The sequence below is a fragment of the Rhizobium sp. SRI_017 genome (genome assembly GCF_057586295.1).
Window position 1 is genome coordinate 79,845 of sequence record NZ_JBYCZP010000009.1, and the last position, 18,992, is coordinate 98,836.

Annotated in this window: 13 protein-coding genes; 7 read left to right on the forward strand and 6 right to left on the reverse strand. The window is 62.0% G+C overall.

The annotated features are described in order from the left end of the window. The first annotated feature begins 155 nt into the window (after positions 1-155). The 3 genes from AC2YI2_RS20030 to AC2YI2_RS20040 all read left to right on the forward strand — a co-directional run bounded on the left by AC2YI2_RS20030 (position 156) and on the right by AC2YI2_RS20040 (position 2,519). Positions 156-353, forward strand: a complete 198-nt coding sequence (locus tag AC2YI2_RS20030) for a hypothetical protein (RefSeq protein ID WP_487388251.1) — start codon at positions 156-158, stop codon at positions 351-353. Between the two features lie 124 nt (positions 354-477). Then, positions 478-1,809, forward strand: a complete 1,332-nt coding sequence (locus tag AC2YI2_RS20035) for an Hsp70 family protein (RefSeq protein WP_487388252.1) — start codon at positions 478-480, stop codon at positions 1,807-1,809. 2 nt (positions 1,810-1,811) lie between these two features. Continuing rightward, on the forward strand, positions 1,812-2,519 hold the full coding sequence (locus AC2YI2_RS20040; protein ID WP_487388253.1) for a hypothetical protein: 708 nt from the start codon (positions 1,812-1,814) through the stop codon (positions 2,517-2,519). Positions 2,520-2,582: 63 nt separating this feature from the next. Here AC2YI2_RS20040 and AC2YI2_RS20045 read toward each other — a convergent pair whose 3' ends face one another. The 3 genes from AC2YI2_RS20045 to AC2YI2_RS20055 are packed head-to-tail and all read right to left on the reverse strand — an operon-like array spanning position 2,583 to position 4,795. Beyond that, a complete protein-coding gene (locus tag AC2YI2_RS20045) occupies positions 2,583-2,930 on the reverse strand; it encodes a hypothetical protein (RefSeq protein ID WP_487388254.1) in 348 nt (115 codons plus the stop codon). Beyond that, positions 2,927-4,063, reverse strand: a complete 1,137-nt coding sequence (locus AC2YI2_RS20050; RefSeq protein ID WP_487388255.1) for an amidoligase family protein — start codon at positions 4,061-4,063, stop codon at positions 2,927-2,929. The genes AC2YI2_RS20045 and AC2YI2_RS20050 overlap by 4 nt, the downstream gene beginning before the upstream one ends. A gap of 39 nt (positions 4,064-4,102) precedes the next feature. Then, a complete protein-coding gene (locus tag AC2YI2_RS20055) occupies positions 4,103-4,795 on the reverse strand; it encodes an MliC family protein (protein WP_487388256.1) in 693 nt (230 codons plus the stop codon). A 298-nt stretch (positions 4,796-5,093) separates the two neighbouring features. Between AC2YI2_RS20055 and AC2YI2_RS20060 the strand changes: the two genes are divergently transcribed. Next, the gene (locus tag AC2YI2_RS20060) at positions 5,094-6,263 is read left to right on the forward strand and encodes an MFS transporter (RefSeq protein WP_487388257.1); all 1,170 of its coding nucleotides are present in this window, start codon (positions 5,094-5,096) and stop codon (positions 6,261-6,263) included. Here the strand turns inward: AC2YI2_RS20060 and AC2YI2_RS20065 are convergent. Then, complete coding sequence (locus tag AC2YI2_RS20065; RefSeq protein WP_487388258.1) at positions 6,253-7,185, reverse strand: DMT family transporter; 933 nt, start codon at positions 7,183-7,185, stop codon at positions 6,253-6,255. The two genes, AC2YI2_RS20060 and AC2YI2_RS20065, sit on opposite strands and share 11 nt — an antisense overlap. A 50-nt stretch (positions 7,186-7,235) precedes the next feature. Continuing rightward, entirely contained in the window at positions 7,236-9,539 is a 2,304-nt protein-coding gene (locus AC2YI2_RS20070) for a xanthine dehydrogenase family protein molybdopterin-binding subunit (protein WP_487388259.1), read from the reverse strand. Positions 9,540-9,829: 290 nt separating this feature from the next. Here AC2YI2_RS20070 and pepN point away from each other — a divergent pair, with 290 nt between their 5' ends. The 3 genes from pepN to AC2YI2_RS20085 all read left to right on the forward strand — a co-directional run bounded on the left by pepN (position 9,830) and on the right by AC2YI2_RS20085 (position 16,043). Next, a complete protein-coding gene (gene pepN / locus AC2YI2_RS20075; RefSeq protein WP_487388260.1) occupies positions 9,830-12,472 on the forward strand; it encodes an aminopeptidase N in 2,643 nt (880 codons plus the stop codon). 169 nt (positions 12,473-12,641) lie between these two features. Beyond that, complete coding sequence (locus AC2YI2_RS20080; RefSeq protein WP_487388261.1) at positions 12,642-14,942, forward strand: PAS domain-containing sensor histidine kinase; 2,301 nt, start codon at positions 12,642-12,644, stop codon at positions 14,940-14,942. Between the two features lie 81 nt (positions 14,943-15,023). Next, positions 15,024-16,043, forward strand: coding sequence for a hypothetical protein (locus AC2YI2_RS20085; RefSeq protein ID WP_487388262.1), 1,020 nt, complete (start codon positions 15,024-15,026; stop codon positions 16,041-16,043). Here AC2YI2_RS20085 and AC2YI2_RS20090 read toward each other — a convergent pair whose 3' ends face one another. Continuing rightward, complete coding sequence (locus tag AC2YI2_RS20090) at positions 16,044-18,980, reverse strand: bifunctional [glutamine synthetase] adenylyltransferase/[glutamine synthetase]-adenylyl-L-tyrosine phosphorylase (protein ID WP_487388263.1); 2,937 nt, start codon at positions 18,978-18,980, stop codon at positions 16,044-16,046. It lies immediately after the preceding gene. Between the last annotated feature and the right edge of the window lie 12 nt (positions 18,981-18,992).

Consider the following 18,992-nt stretch of genomic DNA (forward strand, 5'->3'; position numbering starts at 1 on the left):
CCCTTGTCGAGCCAAGGAGCGGCAAATTCAATTTCGTCTGAGCCCAATTCTATCAGTTTGCGACACGGTCCCAAAGCGACTGCCCAAAGCGGTTGGCATCACGCATCCCATCCGTTAGGTTGCGGCGCATCAAGGCAGGCATTCGAGGAGCTTCCATGGGCGGCAGACAGCAACTGATCTTCCTGGCGGGCGCAATCGTAATGCTGCTTGGCATTCTCTGGGCGGGCCAGGGCAGCGGCACCATCCCCTACCCGCCAACGAGCCCCATGATCAACAACAGCCAATGGATCTATTACGGCGCGCTGATGATCGTGCTGGGCCTCGGCGCCATGTGGTATGCGCGGCGGAAGTAATCCGCGCAGCCGGCTTGCCATCCCCCTGACGATATGCCATTAGGCCGCCTCCGCTGGCGGCAACCCTTGTGGCCCGCCTTCGTCCAATCATTACATCCGACCCCGTTCAAGCAGGAGCATGCTCATGGCCCCGGCTCTTGGCCTCGATTTCGGCACGACCAACACCGTGCTCGCCGTTCAGGATGGCGAAACGACGCATTCGATCGGCTTTGAAAGTAGCGCCGGTCATTCCGACAGCATGCGCACCTGCCTGTCCTTCATGAAGGATGCACGGCTTGGCACGCAGGCCCTCAAGATCGAGGCTGGTGCGGCGGCGATCCGCACCTTCATCGACAATCCCGGCGAAGTACGCTTCCTGCAGTCGATCAAGACCTTTGCCGCGAGCGCGATCTTCCAGGGCACGCTGATCCATGCGCGACGGCACAAGTTCGAGGACCTGATGGAGGTCTTCCTGCGGCGGCTGGAGAAATATGCCGGTGACGAATTCGGCTCGAAATTTGCGCGCGTCGTCGCCGGGCGGCCGGTCAAGTTCGCCGGCTCCAGCCCGGACGAGAACCTCGCGCTCGAACGCTACAACGAGGCGCTGGGGCGGATCGGTTTTCCGGAAATCCATTTCGTCTATGAGCCCGTCGCGGCCGCCTTCTATTTCGCGCAGAACCTGAAGAAGGACGCGACCGTGCTGGTCGCCGACTTCGGCGGCGGCACGACCGACTATTCGCTGATCCGCTTCGAAAGCCATGCCGGCAAGTTGACTGCCGTGCCGCTCGGCCATTCCGGCGTCGGCGTTGCGGGTGACCATTTCGACTTCCGCATCATCGACAATGTCGTCTCGCCGCAGATCGGCAAGGGCAGCTTTTACAAGAGCTTCGACAAGGTTCTGGAAGTGCCGTCGAACTACTACGCCAATTTCGGCCGCTGGAACCAGCTCTCGATCTTCAAGACGCTGAAGGACTACCAGGACCTCAAGCAGCTCGTGCGCCAGAGCCTCGACCCCGAAAGACTGGAGACCTTCGTTGAGCTCATCGAACATGACGAGGGCTATCCGCTCTACCAGGCTGTTTCGGCGACCAAGATGAAGCTCTCGGAACAGGAGGAAGTCGAGTTCTACTTCCCGCCGCTCGGTGAGCATTCGAAGCGCATCGTCAAGCGGCCGATGTTCGAGCGCTGGATCGCCGACGATATCAGGCTGATCGAGGAAGCGCTCGATGAGATCCTGGTCAAGACGCGCACCCTGCCCGGCGCGATCGACAAGGTCTTCCTGACCGGCGGCACGAGCTTCGTGCCTGCCGTGCGCAAGATTTTCGAGAACCGCTTCGACCTTGGCCGGATCGAGAGCGGCGGGGAGTTGCTCTCGATCGCGCATGGTCTAGCGCTTATCGGATCGCGCGAGGATATCGCCGACTGGACGACAATTCCGGCGACGGCTACAAAGGAGGCTGTCCAACGGGGGCGTTGAGCATGATCGCGAAAAGCATTTCGATTATCAGAGAAAACCTCTGGTTCTACCTGTTCTTCGCCGTGATCGTCCTCGGCCTCACCGCGCTCAGCTATGCCGGCGTGCTGTCCGGGCCGATCGGCATCACCACGATCTTTCTCTGGCAGCTCTTCGCGCGTTTCGTCACGCGCAGCGCGCTTCTCGGCGTGAAGTTCGGGGATCGTAATCCCGATGGCACCAACGACAATGTCGTCGACAGCTATATCCTGAAGGCGCTGGCGCTCGCCGCGGTCTCGCTCATCATCGCCTTCCCTTTCATCCTCGTTGCCTTCTGGAACCAGGTGCTGGCGAGTGAAAATCCGAGCGCGGATGTGCTGGTCACCATCCTCATCATTGTTTTCGTGTCCTATGCCGCGGTGCTCGGCATAGCCGGTTCCTGGCTGCCGGCGTCGCTGCAAGGCAGTCGGAGGGGCCTGACGGAGGCCATTCGCCGTGCACCAGTGACCTTCCTACCGGTCTTCATCCGGGTTCTGCCGGTCATGCTGATCGGCGTGGCCGCGCAGATCCTGGTCGTGATGCTGGGAGAAGACAACGAAGTGGCCGGCGTTATCTTGTCGGCCTTTGCGATCGTCATCCAGTGCGTCACCGTGACGATCGTCTCGGTCGTGCTGGCGCAATATTACCTGCAATACGAGGCACGGGTCAGAGGCGGCGCAAGCCAGGCCGCTTGACGCAAGAGTTCCGCTGACGGCGGCAGCGATTACTCCCGCCGTTGCTTGTGATCCACTTAGCTCTCAGGCGTGCTTCCAGAACTCGGCGATCGTATCGGAATCGCGATAGTTGAAGCCCGTGGTCGAGCAATTGAAGCGCTTTGCGGCCTTGCGGATCGCCTGGCGGAGATATCTTTCCTCCCCACGCATGATCTTGGCCCCGCCATTGGCCTTGGCATCCCAAGTGCTCATGTTCCAGTACATGCCGAGCTTCTCGGCCTGGCAGTAGTTGAAGCCTGCATTGAAGAAGACATCGACCTCCTCCTGGCTCGCATGCGAAAGGGTCGTGCCGGAGGCAAGTGCGGCCGGCGCCAAGACGGCGACGGCGCCAGCCCTCGCAAAGAAGCTGCGTCTGGTAATTTCAGTACTCATTTCCCTACTCCTCTGATCTTGTTGATTTCCCGTGCGGCCTGTCCCGCGCCCCCCGAGTCGATGGTGCCGCCCCAGCGCGCGATCGCGTCCGGCGGGAGCGGCAAATTCCCAATGAATGTCTCGAAATCCTCGGCGAGATCGCGGTCATCAGGCGCAATGGCCCAGTCGAGGATTGCGGCGAAGAGTTCGGCCTGGGCCACGATCTCCCCGGCATCAAGCGACACCGGGAGGATGCGAACCTCGAATGTATGCTTCCCCATGGCCGCTTGGGCGATGTTGAGCAGGTTGAAATCGCAGAACTTGGTCAGCGCCAGATCCTGCAGCGCGCGGCGTGCCTCCGGCCAATCCATGGCCAGGAACTCCTCATCGGCGACGAGATCGATCAGGTCGTCCGGCCAGAGGCCGAGCCGACGGCAATTGGGATTGGTGCCGACCCTGTCCTTGAGCGCCTCGCCATGCCGTTCCAGCGCGATGACCAGGCGGGAAATGCTGCGCGCGGAGAGAAGCGGCGCCGCGTCATAGTGGATATGCAGCGCCGCCTCCAGCGGCACCGTAAGGCCTTCGGCCATGGCGTCATCGATGAGGGCGGCCAGAGCTTCAGCATGGTTGGAGGCAATCGGCGCGGTGACGATCTCGCAGCCCCGTTCCCGCTCGCCCGAGAGTTCGGCCACGATGGCAACCGAACTGCCCTTGCGGTCGGAGACCTTGGCCATGCCGGATGAATGGTGCTCGAGCGCTGTGCCAAACATCGCGGCGAGCGGCTCCAGCACTGTCTCCATCCCGGCATCCGGATCGCAGCCGGCCTCGATCAGACTGACCAGCCGGCTGTCGTCCGTCACAATGCGATACCAGCCGGGTAGCGGCGGTGCATTGAGATCGAAGCCATCGAGCAGGGTCAGGTCGTCGACGAAACGCGCGATCATCTGTCCGTCACTGCCGACGACCTCGAAACCCGGCGTCAGGTTCTGGAAGGTCGGCTTGCCCTCAATACTGGAAAGCTCCGCCTGCGCATGGAAGATGCGGTGGATCGTGCCGCCGGTCCGCGCCGCAACCCGACGTGCCAGATCGAGCCGAGACTTGCCCTTCGGCATTACCAGCTCGATCTCGAAACCCATCTTCCGTTCAAGAGACATGCATGCTCACGCGAGACCGGCGCACCGCCGGTTGGTGCCTCAACGGCCGGTGCAGATGTCGATATCCCCGTTGATCTCAAGCGTCGCATTGCGGCCCTTGGTCCAGACCGTGTACTCGCCATCGGAATATTTCGCGCCCGAGGCCGCGGGAATCTGGCGCAGCCGCCTTTCGGGCGAACCATCTATGGAGACGAAGGCCAGGCTCCGCTCACCGCGAGTCTCGAAGCGGACCACCATCGGCACGCCTTCCTCGCAATTGTAGCGCGCCATCTTCGGGACTTCAGGAATATCCTCGGGCATTTCCTCGACATCAGTGTCAGGTATGGCCTTTATGATGCCGGTAATCGGGTAGAGTTCGCGGGGATCACCGCCTTCTTCGGCATACATGATCATTTCACGACGAAGATTGAGATAGATGTAAACGCCGCGCGAACGGTCGAGCAGGGTGATCGTCCGGCCATCGTCGCCGATTTCCCGGAACTGAAAGCCGCTATTGCGGCGACCCTCGACCCACCGGCGCGGTCCGACCTTTCGGAACTGTCCGCCGGGATATTTGACGGCGGTCACGCCCTCTGTGCGGGAGCGCCTGTGCTGGGACACGAGCACGAATTCACCAGGCGTTTCGAGGTTGGCCGGAACGGCCGGGTTCGATCTCGGTGCTGCGCCGGAAATGAGCGGCAGGCCGGCCACGAGAAGGGCAAGGACGAAAGATCGCTGAAAAGGGAGCGGCATCACGGTTTCCAATCTTGAGAGAGCGAGGACGGCGAGCGATGCGGCATGAACGACTGAAATCTTGAGCAACAGATCATGCCTGTCAATCCGCTAGCAAGCATAGATGTCACAAATATGTTTGATTCGGCGACGTTTTTCTTATTTCGCGAAGAATATCCGGTCCATTTCCTCATACATGCGTGCACCTGCTCCGTCATTTGCAAATCTGGCGCGAACGGCGTTGTCGCGCGGCGTATTCCCGGTAGCATCGGCCGCCGAAGCCGCATATCCCAGTCATGAAGTGAATTCGGAGCCTCCCTTGATCGAAAGCGTACGCGCGGTATCGAGCCTCATTATCTCGTTCTTCGTCCTGATGGCCGGCTTCGGGCTTGCCAGCTATTGCGTGCCGCTGCGGGCGCTCGGAGAAGGCTGGACGGCGACCGACATAGCGCAGATCGGCGCGGTCTATTCGGTCGGCTACACGCTCGCGTCCTTCATCACGCCGCGCTTCATCCGCGCCACCGGCCATATCCGCGTCTTCGCCGCCAATATCGCGATGATGGTCGTGTCGATCCTGCTCTGCTCGCTCGTCATCGAGGTCTGGGCCTGGATGATATTCCGCGGCCTCTTCGGCTTTGCCATTGCCGGGACCTACATGATCATGGAGAGCTGGCTGAACGAGAAATCGGCTAACGAATATCGCGGCTTCATGTTCTCGGTCTACATGGTCACGGCGATGACTGGCTCGATCGCCGGCACCTATGTGGCGCCGTTCGGCGATGTCATGACCCCTGTTCTTTTCATCATCTCGGCGATCATCCTGGTTTCGGCGGTTTTCCCGATCGCATTGAGCGCCTCCTCGACACCATCGGCGCCGACGGGGGTCGGATTCGATCTCGGCAGCCTGCTGCGCCGTTCACCGGTCGCCTTTGTGGGCACCTTGCTTTCGGGTGTGATTGCCGGCGCGTGGCTCAATTTCTCGGCTGTCTATGCCCGCCTGTCGGGCCTCTCCGAGACGGGCGGCGCCAATTTGATCGCGGCAGTCACAGTCGGATCGATCGTGGCGCAGTTTCCGCTGGGGCGCGTCTCCGACTTTGTAGATCGCCGGTTGGTCATGGTGTTTGGCTGTGTGATTGGCATCTTCGCATCGGGCTGGCTTGCCCTGCTGGACGGCAGCCACGAATACCAGCTCTATGCGGCGGCCTGCATGGCGGGCATGGCGATCTTCCCGATCTACTCGCTCAATGTCGCCCATGCCAACGACATGGCAGAGCCGGGCGAGTATGTTCGGATCTCTTCCGGCATCACTGTGCTCTATGGGCTCGGCATCATCATCGGTCCTCTGGTCGGCGGACAGGCGATCGCCTTTGCCGGCCCGCGCGGCTTGCCCGCCATCCTGCTGGTTTTCTTCGCCATCTATGCCGCCTATGCCGGATACCGCATCCTGCGGCGGCCACCGAAGGTTCGCGTCGTCCCACCTAAGGCGTGAGCGTCCGGTCCTTGCGGCCGGTATCGATCTGCCGGCGTGTCTCGCGAAACAGGATGAAGATGCCCGCGCCGATGACGATCGCCGCACCGAAGAGCAGCGTGCCGCCCGGCAAGTCGCCGAAGAGATAATAGCCGAAGATCGTGCCCCAGATGATCGAGGTATATTCGAAGGGCGCGATGGTCGAGACCTCGGCATAGCGATAACTCTCGGTCAGCAGGATCTGGCCGATGCCGCCGACGAAGCCGGCGCAGATCAGCAGCGTCGCCTGCTCCCAGCTGGGCCAGGCCCAGCCGAACGGCAACGTACCGAGCGAAAAGATCGCCGAGGATAGTGAAAAATAGAGCACGATCGTCGGCGTACTCTCGGTCCGGACCAATTGCCGGACATGCACCATCGCCACGGCAGCGAGGGCCGCGGAAAACAACACGGCCATGACGCCCGCAAACTCGTTCGGCCCGAGTTTTCCGCTATCGAACAGCGTCAGGCGCGGCCAAAGAATGACGAGAACGCCGATGAAGCCGGCGGCCACGGCGCCCCAGCGATAGCGGCGGACATCCTCGCCGAGCAGCACCGCACCGGCGATGACCGCAAAGAGCGGCATGGCATAGCCGATCGCGATCGCCTCCGGCAGCGGCAGATGCACGACGCCGTAGAAGCCGAGGCCCATCGAGGAAACGCCGACGAAACCGCGATAGAAATGCCCCATCGGATTGGCCGTCTTGAACGAGCCGCCGAGTTGGCCGCGAAAGGCGAGCCAGCCCATGATCGGCACCAGCGCGAAGAAGGATCGGAAGAAGGTGATCTCGCCGGTGGCAATGCCGGGGCCGGCCAGCTTGACCATCGACTGCATCGATATGAAGAGCATGATGGACAGAACCTTCATGGCGATGCCGCGCATGGGGTTGGCGATGGTTCTGTCCATTTTGGTCTCTCATTCCGGCGGCGGTTTTTGCGCCACGCTCAATCGGGCTTTCACGCAGCTTTAGCCGCCTGAATGGCCTCCCAGACCTTGGAAGGGGAAGCCGGCATGTCGAGGGCGGTAATGCCATAGGCACGGTGGAGCGCATCGATGACAGCGTTCATGACCGCAGGCGTGGCGCCGATCGTTGCCGCCTCACCCGCACCCTTGATGCCGAGCGGATTGGAGGTCGAGGGCACATTGCGCGTCTCGAACTTGAAGCTCGGCATGCCATCGGCGCGCGGCACGGCGTAGTCCATGAAGGTCGCGGTCAGCAATTGTCCGTCGGGGGAATACTGCGCGCCTTCGACCAGTGCCTGTCCCGCGCCCTGGACAATGCCGCCATGAATTTGGCCGAGCAGAAGGACCGGATTGACGATGACCCCGAAGTCGTCGACCACCTGGTAGTTCACGATCTCGGTCGCGCCGGTATCTGGGTCTATCTCGACCTCGACGACATGGGTGCCGTTCGGGAACGTCGCTTCGTCCTGCTTCACATCGGCGATCGCCAGCAGGTCACTCGGCGTCTTTGCCGCCCGCGCGACCTGGCTGAAGTCAAGCATGCGGTCGGTGCCGGCGATGCGGGCCGTGCCATCCACCAGCTCGATATCCTCCCAGGCACTTTCGAGCTCGTCGCCGGCGATCTTCTTGATCTTCTCCGCGAGGTCCTCGCCGGCCCGGGCCACGGAGAGCCCGCCGATCGGGATGGAGCGCGAGCCGCCGGTGCCACCGCCGCGCGAAAGCTCGTCGGTATCGCCTTGCCGGACGATGATCCGGTCGAAATCAATGCCGATCTTCTCCGCGATGAACTGGCTGTAGGCCGTCGCATGGCCCTGGCCATTGGTCTGGGTGCCGATGAAGAGCGTCACCGTGCCATCTTCGTTCAACCGCACATGCGCCGGCTCTGAACCGGGAAAGGCGCAGATCTCGACATAGGTCGAAAGCCCGATCCCGCGGATCCTGCCGCGCTCCCGCGCTTCCGCCTGCCGATCTTCGAAACCCGCATGGGCAGAGAGTTTCAATGCCTGCTGCAGATGGCCGTCGAACTCGCCCACGTCATAGAGACAGCCCGACTGCGTGCGATAAGGAAATTGCTCCGGTTTGATGAAATTGACACGCCGGAGTTCGACCGGGCTGATGTCGAGTTCACGGGCGGCGGCATCCATCAGCCGCTCGATCAGATAGGCGGCTTCCGGCCGGCCCGCGCCGCGATAGGCGTCGACCGGCGTGGTGTGGGTGTAAGCGGCGCGGATCTCGTAATCGAGCGCTGGAATATCGTAGACCCCAGTCGCCATCATCGCTGCCATGGTCGGGATCATCGGCCCATATTGCGAGAGATAGGCGCCCATGTCGGCGATCATCCTCACACGCATGCCTGATATCCGATGGTCTGCGTCAAAGGCGAGCGAGGCGTCCATGATGCTGTCGCGGCCATGCGCGTCGGCCATCGAGTGTTCCGCGCGGGTCGAAACCCAGCGTACCGGCCGGTCGAGGCGACGGGCCGCTTCCATCACCAGCGCATATTCGCGGTAGCAGAAACTCTTGGTGCCGAAGCCGCCGCCGACATCGCCGGTGATGACGCGCACCTTCTCGGGGCTGATACGGAATATGTCCTTGGCGAGGATATCGCGGATCGCGTGCACGCCCTGTGACGGCAGATGCAGCTTGAAGCTCTCCGTCGCGGCATCATATTCGGCCACCGCAGCGCGCGGCTCCAAGTAGTGCGAGACGATGCGGTTGTTGACGATGCGGAGGTTGACGGTCCGCTTGGCCTTGTCGAAAGCGGCATCCGTGCGCCCGGAATCACCGATGCGGTAGAGGAAGGCCTGATTGGTGCCGAGCTCGTCCCAGACAAGCGGTGCGCCCTCATCGAGGGCCGTGACGAGATCGACAAGCGCGTCCTGCCCGTCCCAGTCGATCTCGATCAATTCCGCGGCATCTTCGGCGATCTCGCGGCTATCGGCGACGATAAAGGCGACGGCGTCGCCGACATGGCGGGCAACGCCGCGACAGAGCACCGGGGCTTCGCGGCGGGCATGAACAGTGCCGTCAGGCTGTCGCACCTGCTGCTTGTTTGGTACATCGCCGAGATCGGGTATGTCGTCCGCGGTCAGAACGAGATGCACGCCCTCGACCTCAAGCGCCGCCTCGGTCGAAACGATGGCGAAACGCGCATGGGCATAGGGCGAGCGGAGCACGAAGCCGTGCAAAGCACCCTCGACGCGCAGGTCGTCGGTATATCGTCCCTCGCCCTTGAGCAATGCGAGGTCTTCCTTCCGGAGCGCCGATGCGCCAATACCAAATTTCGGCACGTTCATCTGTGCTGTCCTGATGTTCAAGGTCGGGTTGAAGCGGCGGCGGTTCGATTCACTTGGGCGCCGCGGTAGGGTTGCGCTATCATATTGGCTTTCATTCCAGTGAGAACCCTAATTTTCATCAAAATTTGAAGTCGCCCGGCGAAGGATTAGTGCCAAAACGGGATTGCGTTTAACGATCTTTCAGGGTTTCACTGTGATCCTGCCGCCGGACTCGCCAGTCTCCCGTGTAACGCGAACTATGGCGCAGACCGACAAACTGGGACACAGGCGCCACGCCTACGGGACATCACATGGAAGCCACCGCCGGCCAGGTCATTCATCTGGCAGACTACCGTCCGACCGATTTCGTTCTCGAACGGGTTGATCTGACCTTCGAACTGGACCCCCGCGAAACCCTCGTCATCCAGCGATCGCTGATGCACCGCCGCGAGGGCGTTTCCGAGAATGCTCCGCTTGTGCTCGATGGTGACGAGCTCACACTGAAGGCTGTCATGATCGACAGCATCGAGCTCGAGCCCAGTCAGTACACGCTCGACGAAAAGCAGCTGGTCATTCACAAGCTGCCTGTTGGCGTTAGCTTCGAGGTCACGGTCGAGACGGTGCTCAATCCCGAGGCCAATACCAAGCTGATGGGCCTCTACCGCACCAACGGCACCTATTGCACGCAGTGCGAGGCCGAAGGCTTCCGCCGCATCACCTATTTCATGGACCGCCCCGACGTGCTGGGTGTCTACACGATTACCATCATCGCCGACGGCAAGGCCAATCCGGTGATGCTGTCGAACGGCAATTTCCTCGGCGCCGGCGATTATGGCGACGGCCGCCGTTTTGCCGCCTGGTTCGATCCGCATCCGAAGCCGAGTTACCTCTTCGCGCTCGTCGCCGGCGATCTCGGCGTGGTCGAGGACACGTTCACCACCATGACCGAGCGCGAGGTCGCGCTCAAGATCTATGTCGAGCATGGCAAGGAGGCGCGCGCCGCTTATGCGATGGACGCGCTCAAGCGCTCGATGAAGTGGGACGAGGAAGCATTCGGCCGCGAATACGACCTCGACATTTTCATGATCGTCGCCGTCAGCGACTTCAACATGGGGGCGATGGAGAACAAGGGGCTCAACGTCTTCAACGACAAATACATCCTGGCCGATCCCGAGACCGCGACCGACCAGGACTATGCCAATATCGAGGCGATCGTCGCACACGAATATTTCCACAACTGGACCGGCAACCGCATCACCTGCCGCGACTGGTTCCAGCTCTGCCTGAAGGAAGGCCTGACGGTTTTTCGCGACCACGAATTCTCCGCCGACCAGCGCTCGCGCCCGGTCAAGCGCATCGCCGAAGTCCGTCATCTCAAGAGCGAGCAGTTCGCAGAAGACGCCGGTCCGCTGGCCCATCCGGTCAGGCCGAATGTCTATCGCGAGATCAACAATTTCTACACGACCACGGTCTACGAGAAGGGCTCCGAAGTCACCCGCATGATCGCGACGCTTCTCGGCCGCGACACCTTCCGCAAGGGCATGGACCTCTATTTCGAGCGCCATGACGGCCAGGCGGTGACGATCGAGGACTTCATCAAGTGCTTCGAGGATACGAGCGGCCGCGATCTCGGCCAGTTCTCGCGCTGGTACAATCAGGCCGGCACGCCCGTCGTCAGTGTCTCCGCCACCTATGACGGCGCCGCACGCAGCCTGAGGCTCTCGCTCGAGCAGATAATCCCACCGACTCCAGGCCAGCAGGTCAAGGAGCCGATGCACATCCCGCTTGCGATGGGCCTTATCCTCGATAACGGGTCGGATGCGGTGCCAACTTCAGTCACCGGCGGCGAATATACCGACGGCGTGCTGCATCTTACCGAGCGTGCGCAGGAAGTCGTGTTCGAGGGTATTTCCTCACGCCCGGTCGTGTCGCTCAACCGCTCCTTCTCCGCGCCGATCAACCTCAATTTCGACCAATCGGCAGACGATATCGTCCACATTGCCCGGCACGACAGCGACCTGTTCTCGCGCTGGCAGGCGATCAATCACCTCGCGATGCAGGACCTCACGACGGCGGTAAAATCCGGCGCCGAGGATGCCGCTGCGTCCGAAACGCTCGCCGCGATCATCAAGGCAACCGTCGTCGACGACAGCCTCGAACCCGCCTTCCGCGCGCAGGTCCTGGCGCTCCCGTCGGAAGCCGATATCGCCCGCGAGATCGGCTCGAACATCGATCCCGACCGCATCCACGTCGTTCGTGACAGCATCATCCGCTCGATTGCCGTGAAAGCCGAGAGCGAATTTTCCGGCCTGATCGCGGCCATGCGCAACGGCGAGGCCTTCAGTCCGGACGCGGCCAGTGCCGGCCGGCGGACGCTTGCCAACGCGGCGCTCACGTGGCTCTCCTATGCCGAGGAAACGCCGGCCCGCGCCGCTGCGGCCTATGCCGCCGCCAACAACATGACCGAACTGGCGCATGCGCTGATGCTGCTTGCCCACCGCTTCCCCGGTTCGGACGAGGCACAGTCGGCGATCGCCGGCTATGAGGCGCGCTTCCGCAACAATCCGCTCGTCATCGACAAGTGGTTCACCATCCAGGCGACGATCCCGGGCGCCGATACGCTCGACCAGATCAAAGGACTGATGCAGGGGCCGCATTTCGCGCCCAACAATCCGAACCGTCTGCGTGCTTTAATCGGCTCCTACGCGATGGCCAATCCGACGGGCTTCAACCGAGCGGATGGCGCCGGCTACCGATTCCTCGCCGAGCAGATCATCGATATCGACAAGCGCAATCCGCAGGTCGCAGCCCGCATCCTCACCTCGATGCGCTCCTGGCGCTCGCTGGAGGACGCTCGTGCCGGCCACGCCCGCTACGCGCTCCTGATGATCGACCAGTCCGGACCGCTCTCGACCGACGTCCGCGACCTTATCGACCGCATGCAGAGGGGCTAACGCCCCTCGTCGGTTGCCCGAAACTGACGTCCGAAAAAATCGTCGAGTCAAAAGAATGGGTTAAAAATCCGTTACTTCGCACGGGTGGACAAGGTCCCCGGCCAGTGATTCATTATGGATGATTCGGGCGAGCGGCGGCCGGATCTGCAAGAGAATCAAGGCGGGACTTATGGCGGAAGCGCATCGGGGAAGCGTGGCCGGCGGCTGGCTCAAGCGTGCAGCATTTCGGCTACGGCAGGCACATCCGATGTTCGGTCGAGTGTGGCGCCAGCTCACGTCCCCCAACCCGGCAGACATCGCCAAGGCAGAGCCCGCACTCAAGCGCTCCATCCCCATCCTGATCGTCGCCTTCCTGCTCGTCATCGCGACAGCCCGCATCGTCGGCATCTATGGCGAAGTGATGCGCATGGAAGAGATGGCGGGCCGCGAGGCATTCTACACCGCCTCCCTCATCTCGACCCGCCTTGCCGGCCAGCCTGAACTCGCCCGCCGCTCGAATGCCGCGGAGGCACAGACGCTGATAGCAGGTATGGCGACCCCCGGACCAGGCTTGCTGCGCGCCTATGCGCTTCTCGCCGACCGCAAGGGCTATGTGACCGCGGGCACCGGCGACGCGCTCTTCCTCAAGGGCCGCTACCTGCAGGTCCTGGCACCGGAACTCTTTAATGACGAACCCCAGCAGGTCGGCCCCATCAAAATGACCTTCGACGGTCGCGACCATCTCGCTGCCTTCATGCCGTTGCCCGATCGCGCCGGCTATGTTGTGGCGGCAACTCCGCTCGATGCGGTCTCAGGACATCTGCGCGACGAGATCGCCCTCAATGTGACACTCTTCGCGGGCCTCTCGGCCATCGTGTTGGTCCTGCTTTATGCCTACTACACCCAGGCCAAGCGCGCCCGCGATGCCGATGAGGTTTTCGTCGAATCCAACCTGCGCGTCGAAACGGCGCTGTCGCGCGGCCGCTGTGGTCTCTGGGACTACGACATGCAGGACGGCCGGCTGTTCTGGTCGCGCTCCATGTACGAAATGCTGGGCATGAAGCCGCACAATGGCGTGCTCTCTTTCGGCGACATGGCGCGGTTGATGCATCCCGCCGATGGCTCGATCTATTCGCTGGCTCGGGGCATCGCAAAGGGCGAACTCAAGAATGTCGACCAGATTTTTCGCGTCCGCCATGCAGCCGGTCACTATGTCTGGCTTCGCGCCCGTGCCCAGATCATCCGCTCCAATTCCGGCCGCGTGCATCTGATCGGCATCGCCATGGACGTGACCGAGCAGACCAAGCTCGCCCAGCGCTATGCCGAGGCCGACCAGCGCCTCGCTGATGCGATCGAGTCGACCTCCGAAGCCTTCGTGCTCTGGGACAAATATGACCGCCTCGTGATGTGCAACGCGCATTTTCAGCAGGCCTATGGCTTGCCCGACGGCGTGCTGGTGACCGGCATCGAGCGCCCGACGCTGATGGCTGCGGCCTGCCGCCCCGTCATCGAGCGCCGTCTGGCCGATCCCGATCCGGAAAACTGCCAGTCGCAGACGTCGGAGGTCCAGTTGGCCGACGGTCGCTGGCTGCAGATCAACGAGCGCCGCACGCGCGATGGCGGCCTCGTCTCTGTTGGCACCGACATCACGCCGCTCAAGCGCCACCAGGAGCGCCTGCGCGAATCCGAACGCCGGCTCATGGCCACCATCGGTGATCTCTCAGCGTCCCGCGTCAAGCTCGAGCGACAGAAAGCCGAGCTTTCGACCGCCAACGAAGCCTATCTCGCCGAAAAGCAGCGCGCCGAAGGTGCGAACCGTGCGAAGTCCGAATTCCTCGCCAATATGTCGCATGAACTCAGGACGCCGCTCAACGCCATTCTTGGCTTCTCCGACATCCTGCGCAGCCAGATGTTCGGCCCGCTAGGCAACGACAAGTATCACGAATATTCCAGCGACATCCACGAGAGCGGCCAGCACCTGCTCAACGTCATCAGCGACATTCTCGACATGTCGAAGATCGAGGCGGGACATATCCAGATCAAGCCTGAGCCGACCGATCTCGCCGTGCTGATCGAGGAAAGCCTGCGCTACATTTCCGTCATGGCCGACAGTAAGAACATCACCGTCGAGCAGGAGATCGCGCCGGGCCTGGAACTGATGGCCGACCGCCGCGCCATGAAGCAGATCCTGCTCAATCTGCTCTCCAACGCCGTGAAGTTCACCAACACGGGCGGCCGGGTCATCGTGCGGGCGCAGAAGACGGCCGGCTCCATCTCCGTCGTCATCGCCGATACCGGCATCGGCATTCCTAAGGCCGCGATGCAGAAGATCGGCCAGCCCTTCGAGCAGGTCCAGAGCCAGTACGCCAAGAGCCAGGGCGGCTCCGGCCTAGGTCTCGCTATTTCCCGCTCCCTCACCCAGCTTCACGGCGGCGCGATGAAAATCCGCTCCAAGGAAGGCCGCGGCACGATCATCGGTGTGCGGATTTAGCTGGTCTTAACGAATCTCCTCCAAGGATTGTGTTGATGCGCAGACGACGCGTCGACCGCCGGTGATGCGAGGAGATTCGCAATGAAAATGAAAGGCTCCAACCTTCGGGATACGCTCATCGGCACGTCGTCGAGCGATACGATCGCTGCGCTTGGCGGCAACGACCTGATTGCAAGGGCCGGCGGTGTCGACACGATCCTTGCCGGTGAGGGTGACGATATGATCACCGGATTTTCGTTCAGTCTCAAGACGAATTCGGACACCGGCACCGACGATGGCGGCGTTGTCATCATTGGCGGTTTCTCGCGCGCGAGCAGCGCCGGTTCGATGACGGTGGACGGCGGTGGCGGTACGCACGATATCATGCTGGTCGAGTTGACAGCACCGAAAGGTGTCTCTGAAGTCGATTCATTCAAAGACAAGGTTGCCGTCAAGAATGTCGAGGAGTTCATCTACAACTTCGCGACGACGACCGCCCAGAAGGAGATCCTCGGCTCCAACAGCGCCAAGGGCTGGGAGACGATTGTGGTCGCTTCGGGCGATGCGAATATCGACCTCAGAAAGGGTGACGACTTCGTCTATACCGCTGACGGCGCCGACACCATCCAGGGTGGCAAAGGCACGGATTTCATTCATGCTGGTACGGGCCACAATGTGGTTTCCGGTGGCGAGGCCCGCGACTATTTCCACTTTCAACTCTCCGACACCTATCAGTATACGGAAATCACCGACTTTCAGTCCGGCGTCGACAAGATTCTCATCACCCTGGACGTCAGCCAGGTGAACCTGCTTCACGAGACGAACTATGAATCGCCCCTGCCCGTACGCGGTTATGGCGACGGATATCTGGGCGTCGGCGACTCGCTCAATTCCTATGTCTCCTACAACCATGGCCGCGAGTTCGACCCGGACGATTTCACCAACAGCGACCCGGATCTGGCGTTCGACGACTGGGCCTTTTACGAACTGTCGACCGGGTCGATCTTCGTCATCCATTATGAAGATCATTCATGGGGTCGGGAGACAGAGGTTGTCCTCGTTGCACAAGTGAAGCCGGGAACGGCGATCGACGATTCCGATTTCTCGTTTCGGATGATCTGATCAGCGAACCACGCTGCGAAACACCGCCCGCACCGCATCCGAACTGCGCTTCAGCTCGCCTTCCAGCACCTTGAGATCCGGCAGCTCCGTGATTCGGCAGAGGAAATCCTTAAGCCCCTCGGGCGCCGTTTTCGGCTCGAACGGCCCGTCGATGCAGAGCCGAACGGCCTGCGCAATATCCGAATAGAGCCGGAGCGAATCCACCAGTTCGTCGAGATCGGCGGGCGCGAGATAGTGCGGACCCAGGCGGCGGAGCGTTGCTTCGGTGCCGGGAGCGCGATCCTTGAGTCCGACGGAGTCCGCTGGCGCGATCAGCGCAAGATATTGCGCAATGAATTCGATATCGACCAGCCCGCCAGGGATCAGCTTGACATCCCAGATGTCGCGCGGCGGCTTTTCTTTGTCGATCAGCGCCCGCATCTCGGCCACATCGGCGGCAATCTTTTTCACATCTGGCTTGCGCGCTAGGACGGTTTCGATGATCCGCTCGGCCTCGTCGATGAGGCTTTCATCGCCGGCAACGAAGCGCGCCCGGGTCAGTGCCATATGTTCCCAGGTCCAGGCTTCTTCGAGCTGATACTTTTCGAACGTGCGCAGCCGGGTCGCCACCGGTCCCTTGTTGCCTGATGGGCGCAACCGCATGTCGACTTCGTAGAGCACACCCTGCGCCGTCGGCGCCGAAAGCGCCGCGATCAGGCGCTGGGTGAGGCGGGCGAAATAGCGGTTTGCGTCGATCGGCTTCGGCCCGACCGACTCCATCGCCTCATCGTCGTAATCGTAGAGGAGAATGACGTCGATATCCGATCCGGCCGTCAATTCGGCGCTGCCGAGCTTGCCGAGACCCATCACCGCAACCCGCCCACCGGGATAGGTGCCATGCACCGCTTCAAGCTCCCGCACGACCGCCGCCAGTGCCTCGCCGATCACGAGGTCCGCCAGATGCGTGAATGCCGCCGCGGCGGCGTGGCCTGGAATGCCTCCGGTCAGCAGCCGGATTCCGATCAGGAATTTGTGCTCGAACGTAAAAATGCGCAGCCGGTCCAGTATCTCCTCGAAATGGGTCGACCCGGACAGGAACTGCGACAACCGTGTCTGGAGATAGTCACGCGTCGGCAGTTCCGAGATCAGCGCCGGGTCAAGCATGCCGTCAAAGACATGCGGCTTGGCGGCGATGATGCCTGCAAGCTTTGGTGCCGACGACATGATGGTCGCAATCAAAGAAAGCAGCGATGGATTGGAGGAGAGCAGAGAGAACAGCTGGATGCCCGCCGGCAGGCCGGAGATGAACTGGTCGAAGCGCAGGAATGCCTCGTCGGCATGAGTGGTTTCGCCGAAGGTGCGCAACAGATCCGGCATCAACTCGGTCAGTCGCTCGCGCGCCTCGACCGATTGCGTCGCCCGGTAGCGGCCATAGTGCCAGGTGCGGATCGTCGACGACACTGCCTCGGGCCGCTGGAAGCCGAGCTTCCTCAGCGTCTCCAGCGTTTCAGGATCGTCGCCCCGGCCGGTGAAGACCAGATTACCCGTCTCGGTCGAAAGCTTCGCTTCTTGCTCGAAGAGCTGGGCATAGCGCTTCTCGACCGTTCGGAGCACCTTAACCAGTGCATTCGAGAAGTCGGCGGCACTCTCCTCGCCCATCATGAAGGCGATGCGCCTGAGCTCGGCTTCCGTCGTCGGCAGGCTGTGCGATTGCTCGTCATGAACCATCTGGATGCGGTGTTCGACGGCGCGGAGATACCAGTAGGCATCGGTGAGCTGCGACCGCGTAACATAGTCGATCCACCTGGCGTCTTCGAGCGCCGCCAGCGCATCCTCCGTCCGCTTGGCTCTGAGGGTCGGCATGCGGCCGCCGGCAATCAACTGCTGGGTCTGGGCGAAGAACTCGATCTCGCGGATACCGCCGCGGCCGAGCTTGATGTTGTGACCCTTCACCGCGATCTCGTCATGGCCGCGATGGGCGTGGATCTGCCGCTTGATCGAATGGATATCCGATATCGCCGCATAGTCGAGATACTTGCGAAAGACGAAGGGGACCAAACCCTTGAGGAACTGCTCGCCGGCGGCGATGTCGCCCCCCACCGGCCGGGCCTTGATGAAGGCCGCGCGCTCCCAGTTCTGCCCCCTGCCTTCGTAGTAGAGCATCGCCGCGTCCACGGGCATTGCCAGCGGCGTCGAGCCGGGGTCGGGCCGCAAGCGAAGATCGGTGCGGAAGACATAGCCATCGCCGGTACGGTCCTGCAGGACGCGGATCAGTCGCCTGAGCATGCGGGCATAGATCTCGGTCGCATCATCCGGATCGGCGAGGATGCCGGTATCGGGATCGAAGAAGACGACGATGTCGATGTCCGAGGAATAGTTGAGCTCGCGGCCGCCCAGCTTGCCCATGCCCAGCACGACCAGTCCGGTTCCTTCGCAAGGCCGCGCCGGATCAGGCAGCGTCAGCTTGCCGCCGTCATGCGCTGCCAGCATCAGGTGATCGAAGGCTGCGGCGATCGAGGCTTCGGCCACGCGGGTCAGCCAGCTAGTGGCCTCAGCACCGTCGAAGAGGCCTGCAAGATCAGCCAGCGCGATGAGGAAAGACGTCTTGCGCTTGGCACGGCGCAGCATCGACATCACCTCGGCCTCGTTTGCACCCTGCCAGCAGGCGCGCGCCTCACCGATGATCTGCAGCAGTAGCGTGCGGAAGTCTTCCTCCAGCGCGGAGGCAAGGAGCGACGGCATCAGCCGCGCGGTGTCGCGCAGATAGGGCGAGAGCGTGAAGGCCGCAACGACAAAATCCTTGAGCGGCCCACCGGCCTCGTTGAGCGCTGCAATCCGCGGCTCGGCCTTCGCCCAGTCCTTCAGATCGGACAGAACGGATTTCAGCTCCTGCTGGCTGAAGGGCTTCAGTGACCTGGGCGTAATACCGGCCAGCCGGCCACTTGCGACTTCATTCACGCGTCTTCCTCC

Coding starts and splice junctions, on each gene's coding strand:
- AC2YI2_RS20045 (WP_487388254.1), bottom strand. CDS start 2,930: ATGAGTACTGAAATTACCAGACGCAGCTTCTTTGCGAGGGCTGGCGCC.
- AC2YI2_RS20030 (WP_487388251.1), top strand. CDS start 156: ATGGGCGGCAGACAGCAACTGATCTTCCTGGCGGGCGCAATCGTAATG.
- AC2YI2_RS20080 (WP_487388261.1), top strand. CDS start 12,642: ATGGCGGAAGCGCATCGGGGAAGCGTGGCCGGCGGCTGGCTCAAGCGT.
- AC2YI2_RS20050 (WP_487388255.1), bottom strand. CDS start 4,063: ATGTCTCTTGAACGGAAGATGGGTTTCGAGATCGAGCTGGTAATGCCG.
- pepN (WP_487388260.1), top strand. CDS start 9,830: ATGGAAGCCACCGCCGGCCAGGTCATTCATCTGGCAGACTACCGTCCG.
- AC2YI2_RS20065 (WP_487388258.1), bottom strand. CDS start 7,185: ATGGACAGAACCATCGCCAACCCCATGCGCGGCATCGCCATGAAGGTT.
- AC2YI2_RS20070 (WP_487388259.1), bottom strand. CDS start 9,539: ATGAACGTGCCGAAATTTGGTATTGGCGCATCGGCGCTCCGGAAGGAA.
- AC2YI2_RS20085 (WP_487388262.1), top strand. CDS start 15,024: ATGAAAATGAAAGGCTCCAACCTTCGGGATACGCTCATCGGCACGTCG.
- AC2YI2_RS20055 (WP_487388256.1), bottom strand. CDS start 4,795: ATGCCGCTCCCTTTTCAGCGATCTTTCGTCCTTGCCCTTCTCGTGGCC.
- AC2YI2_RS20035 (WP_487388252.1), top strand. CDS start 478: ATGGCCCCGGCTCTTGGCCTCGATTTCGGCACGACCAACACCGTGCTC.
- AC2YI2_RS20040 (WP_487388253.1), top strand. CDS start 1,812: ATGATCGCGAAAAGCATTTCGATTATCAGAGAAAACCTCTGGTTCTAC.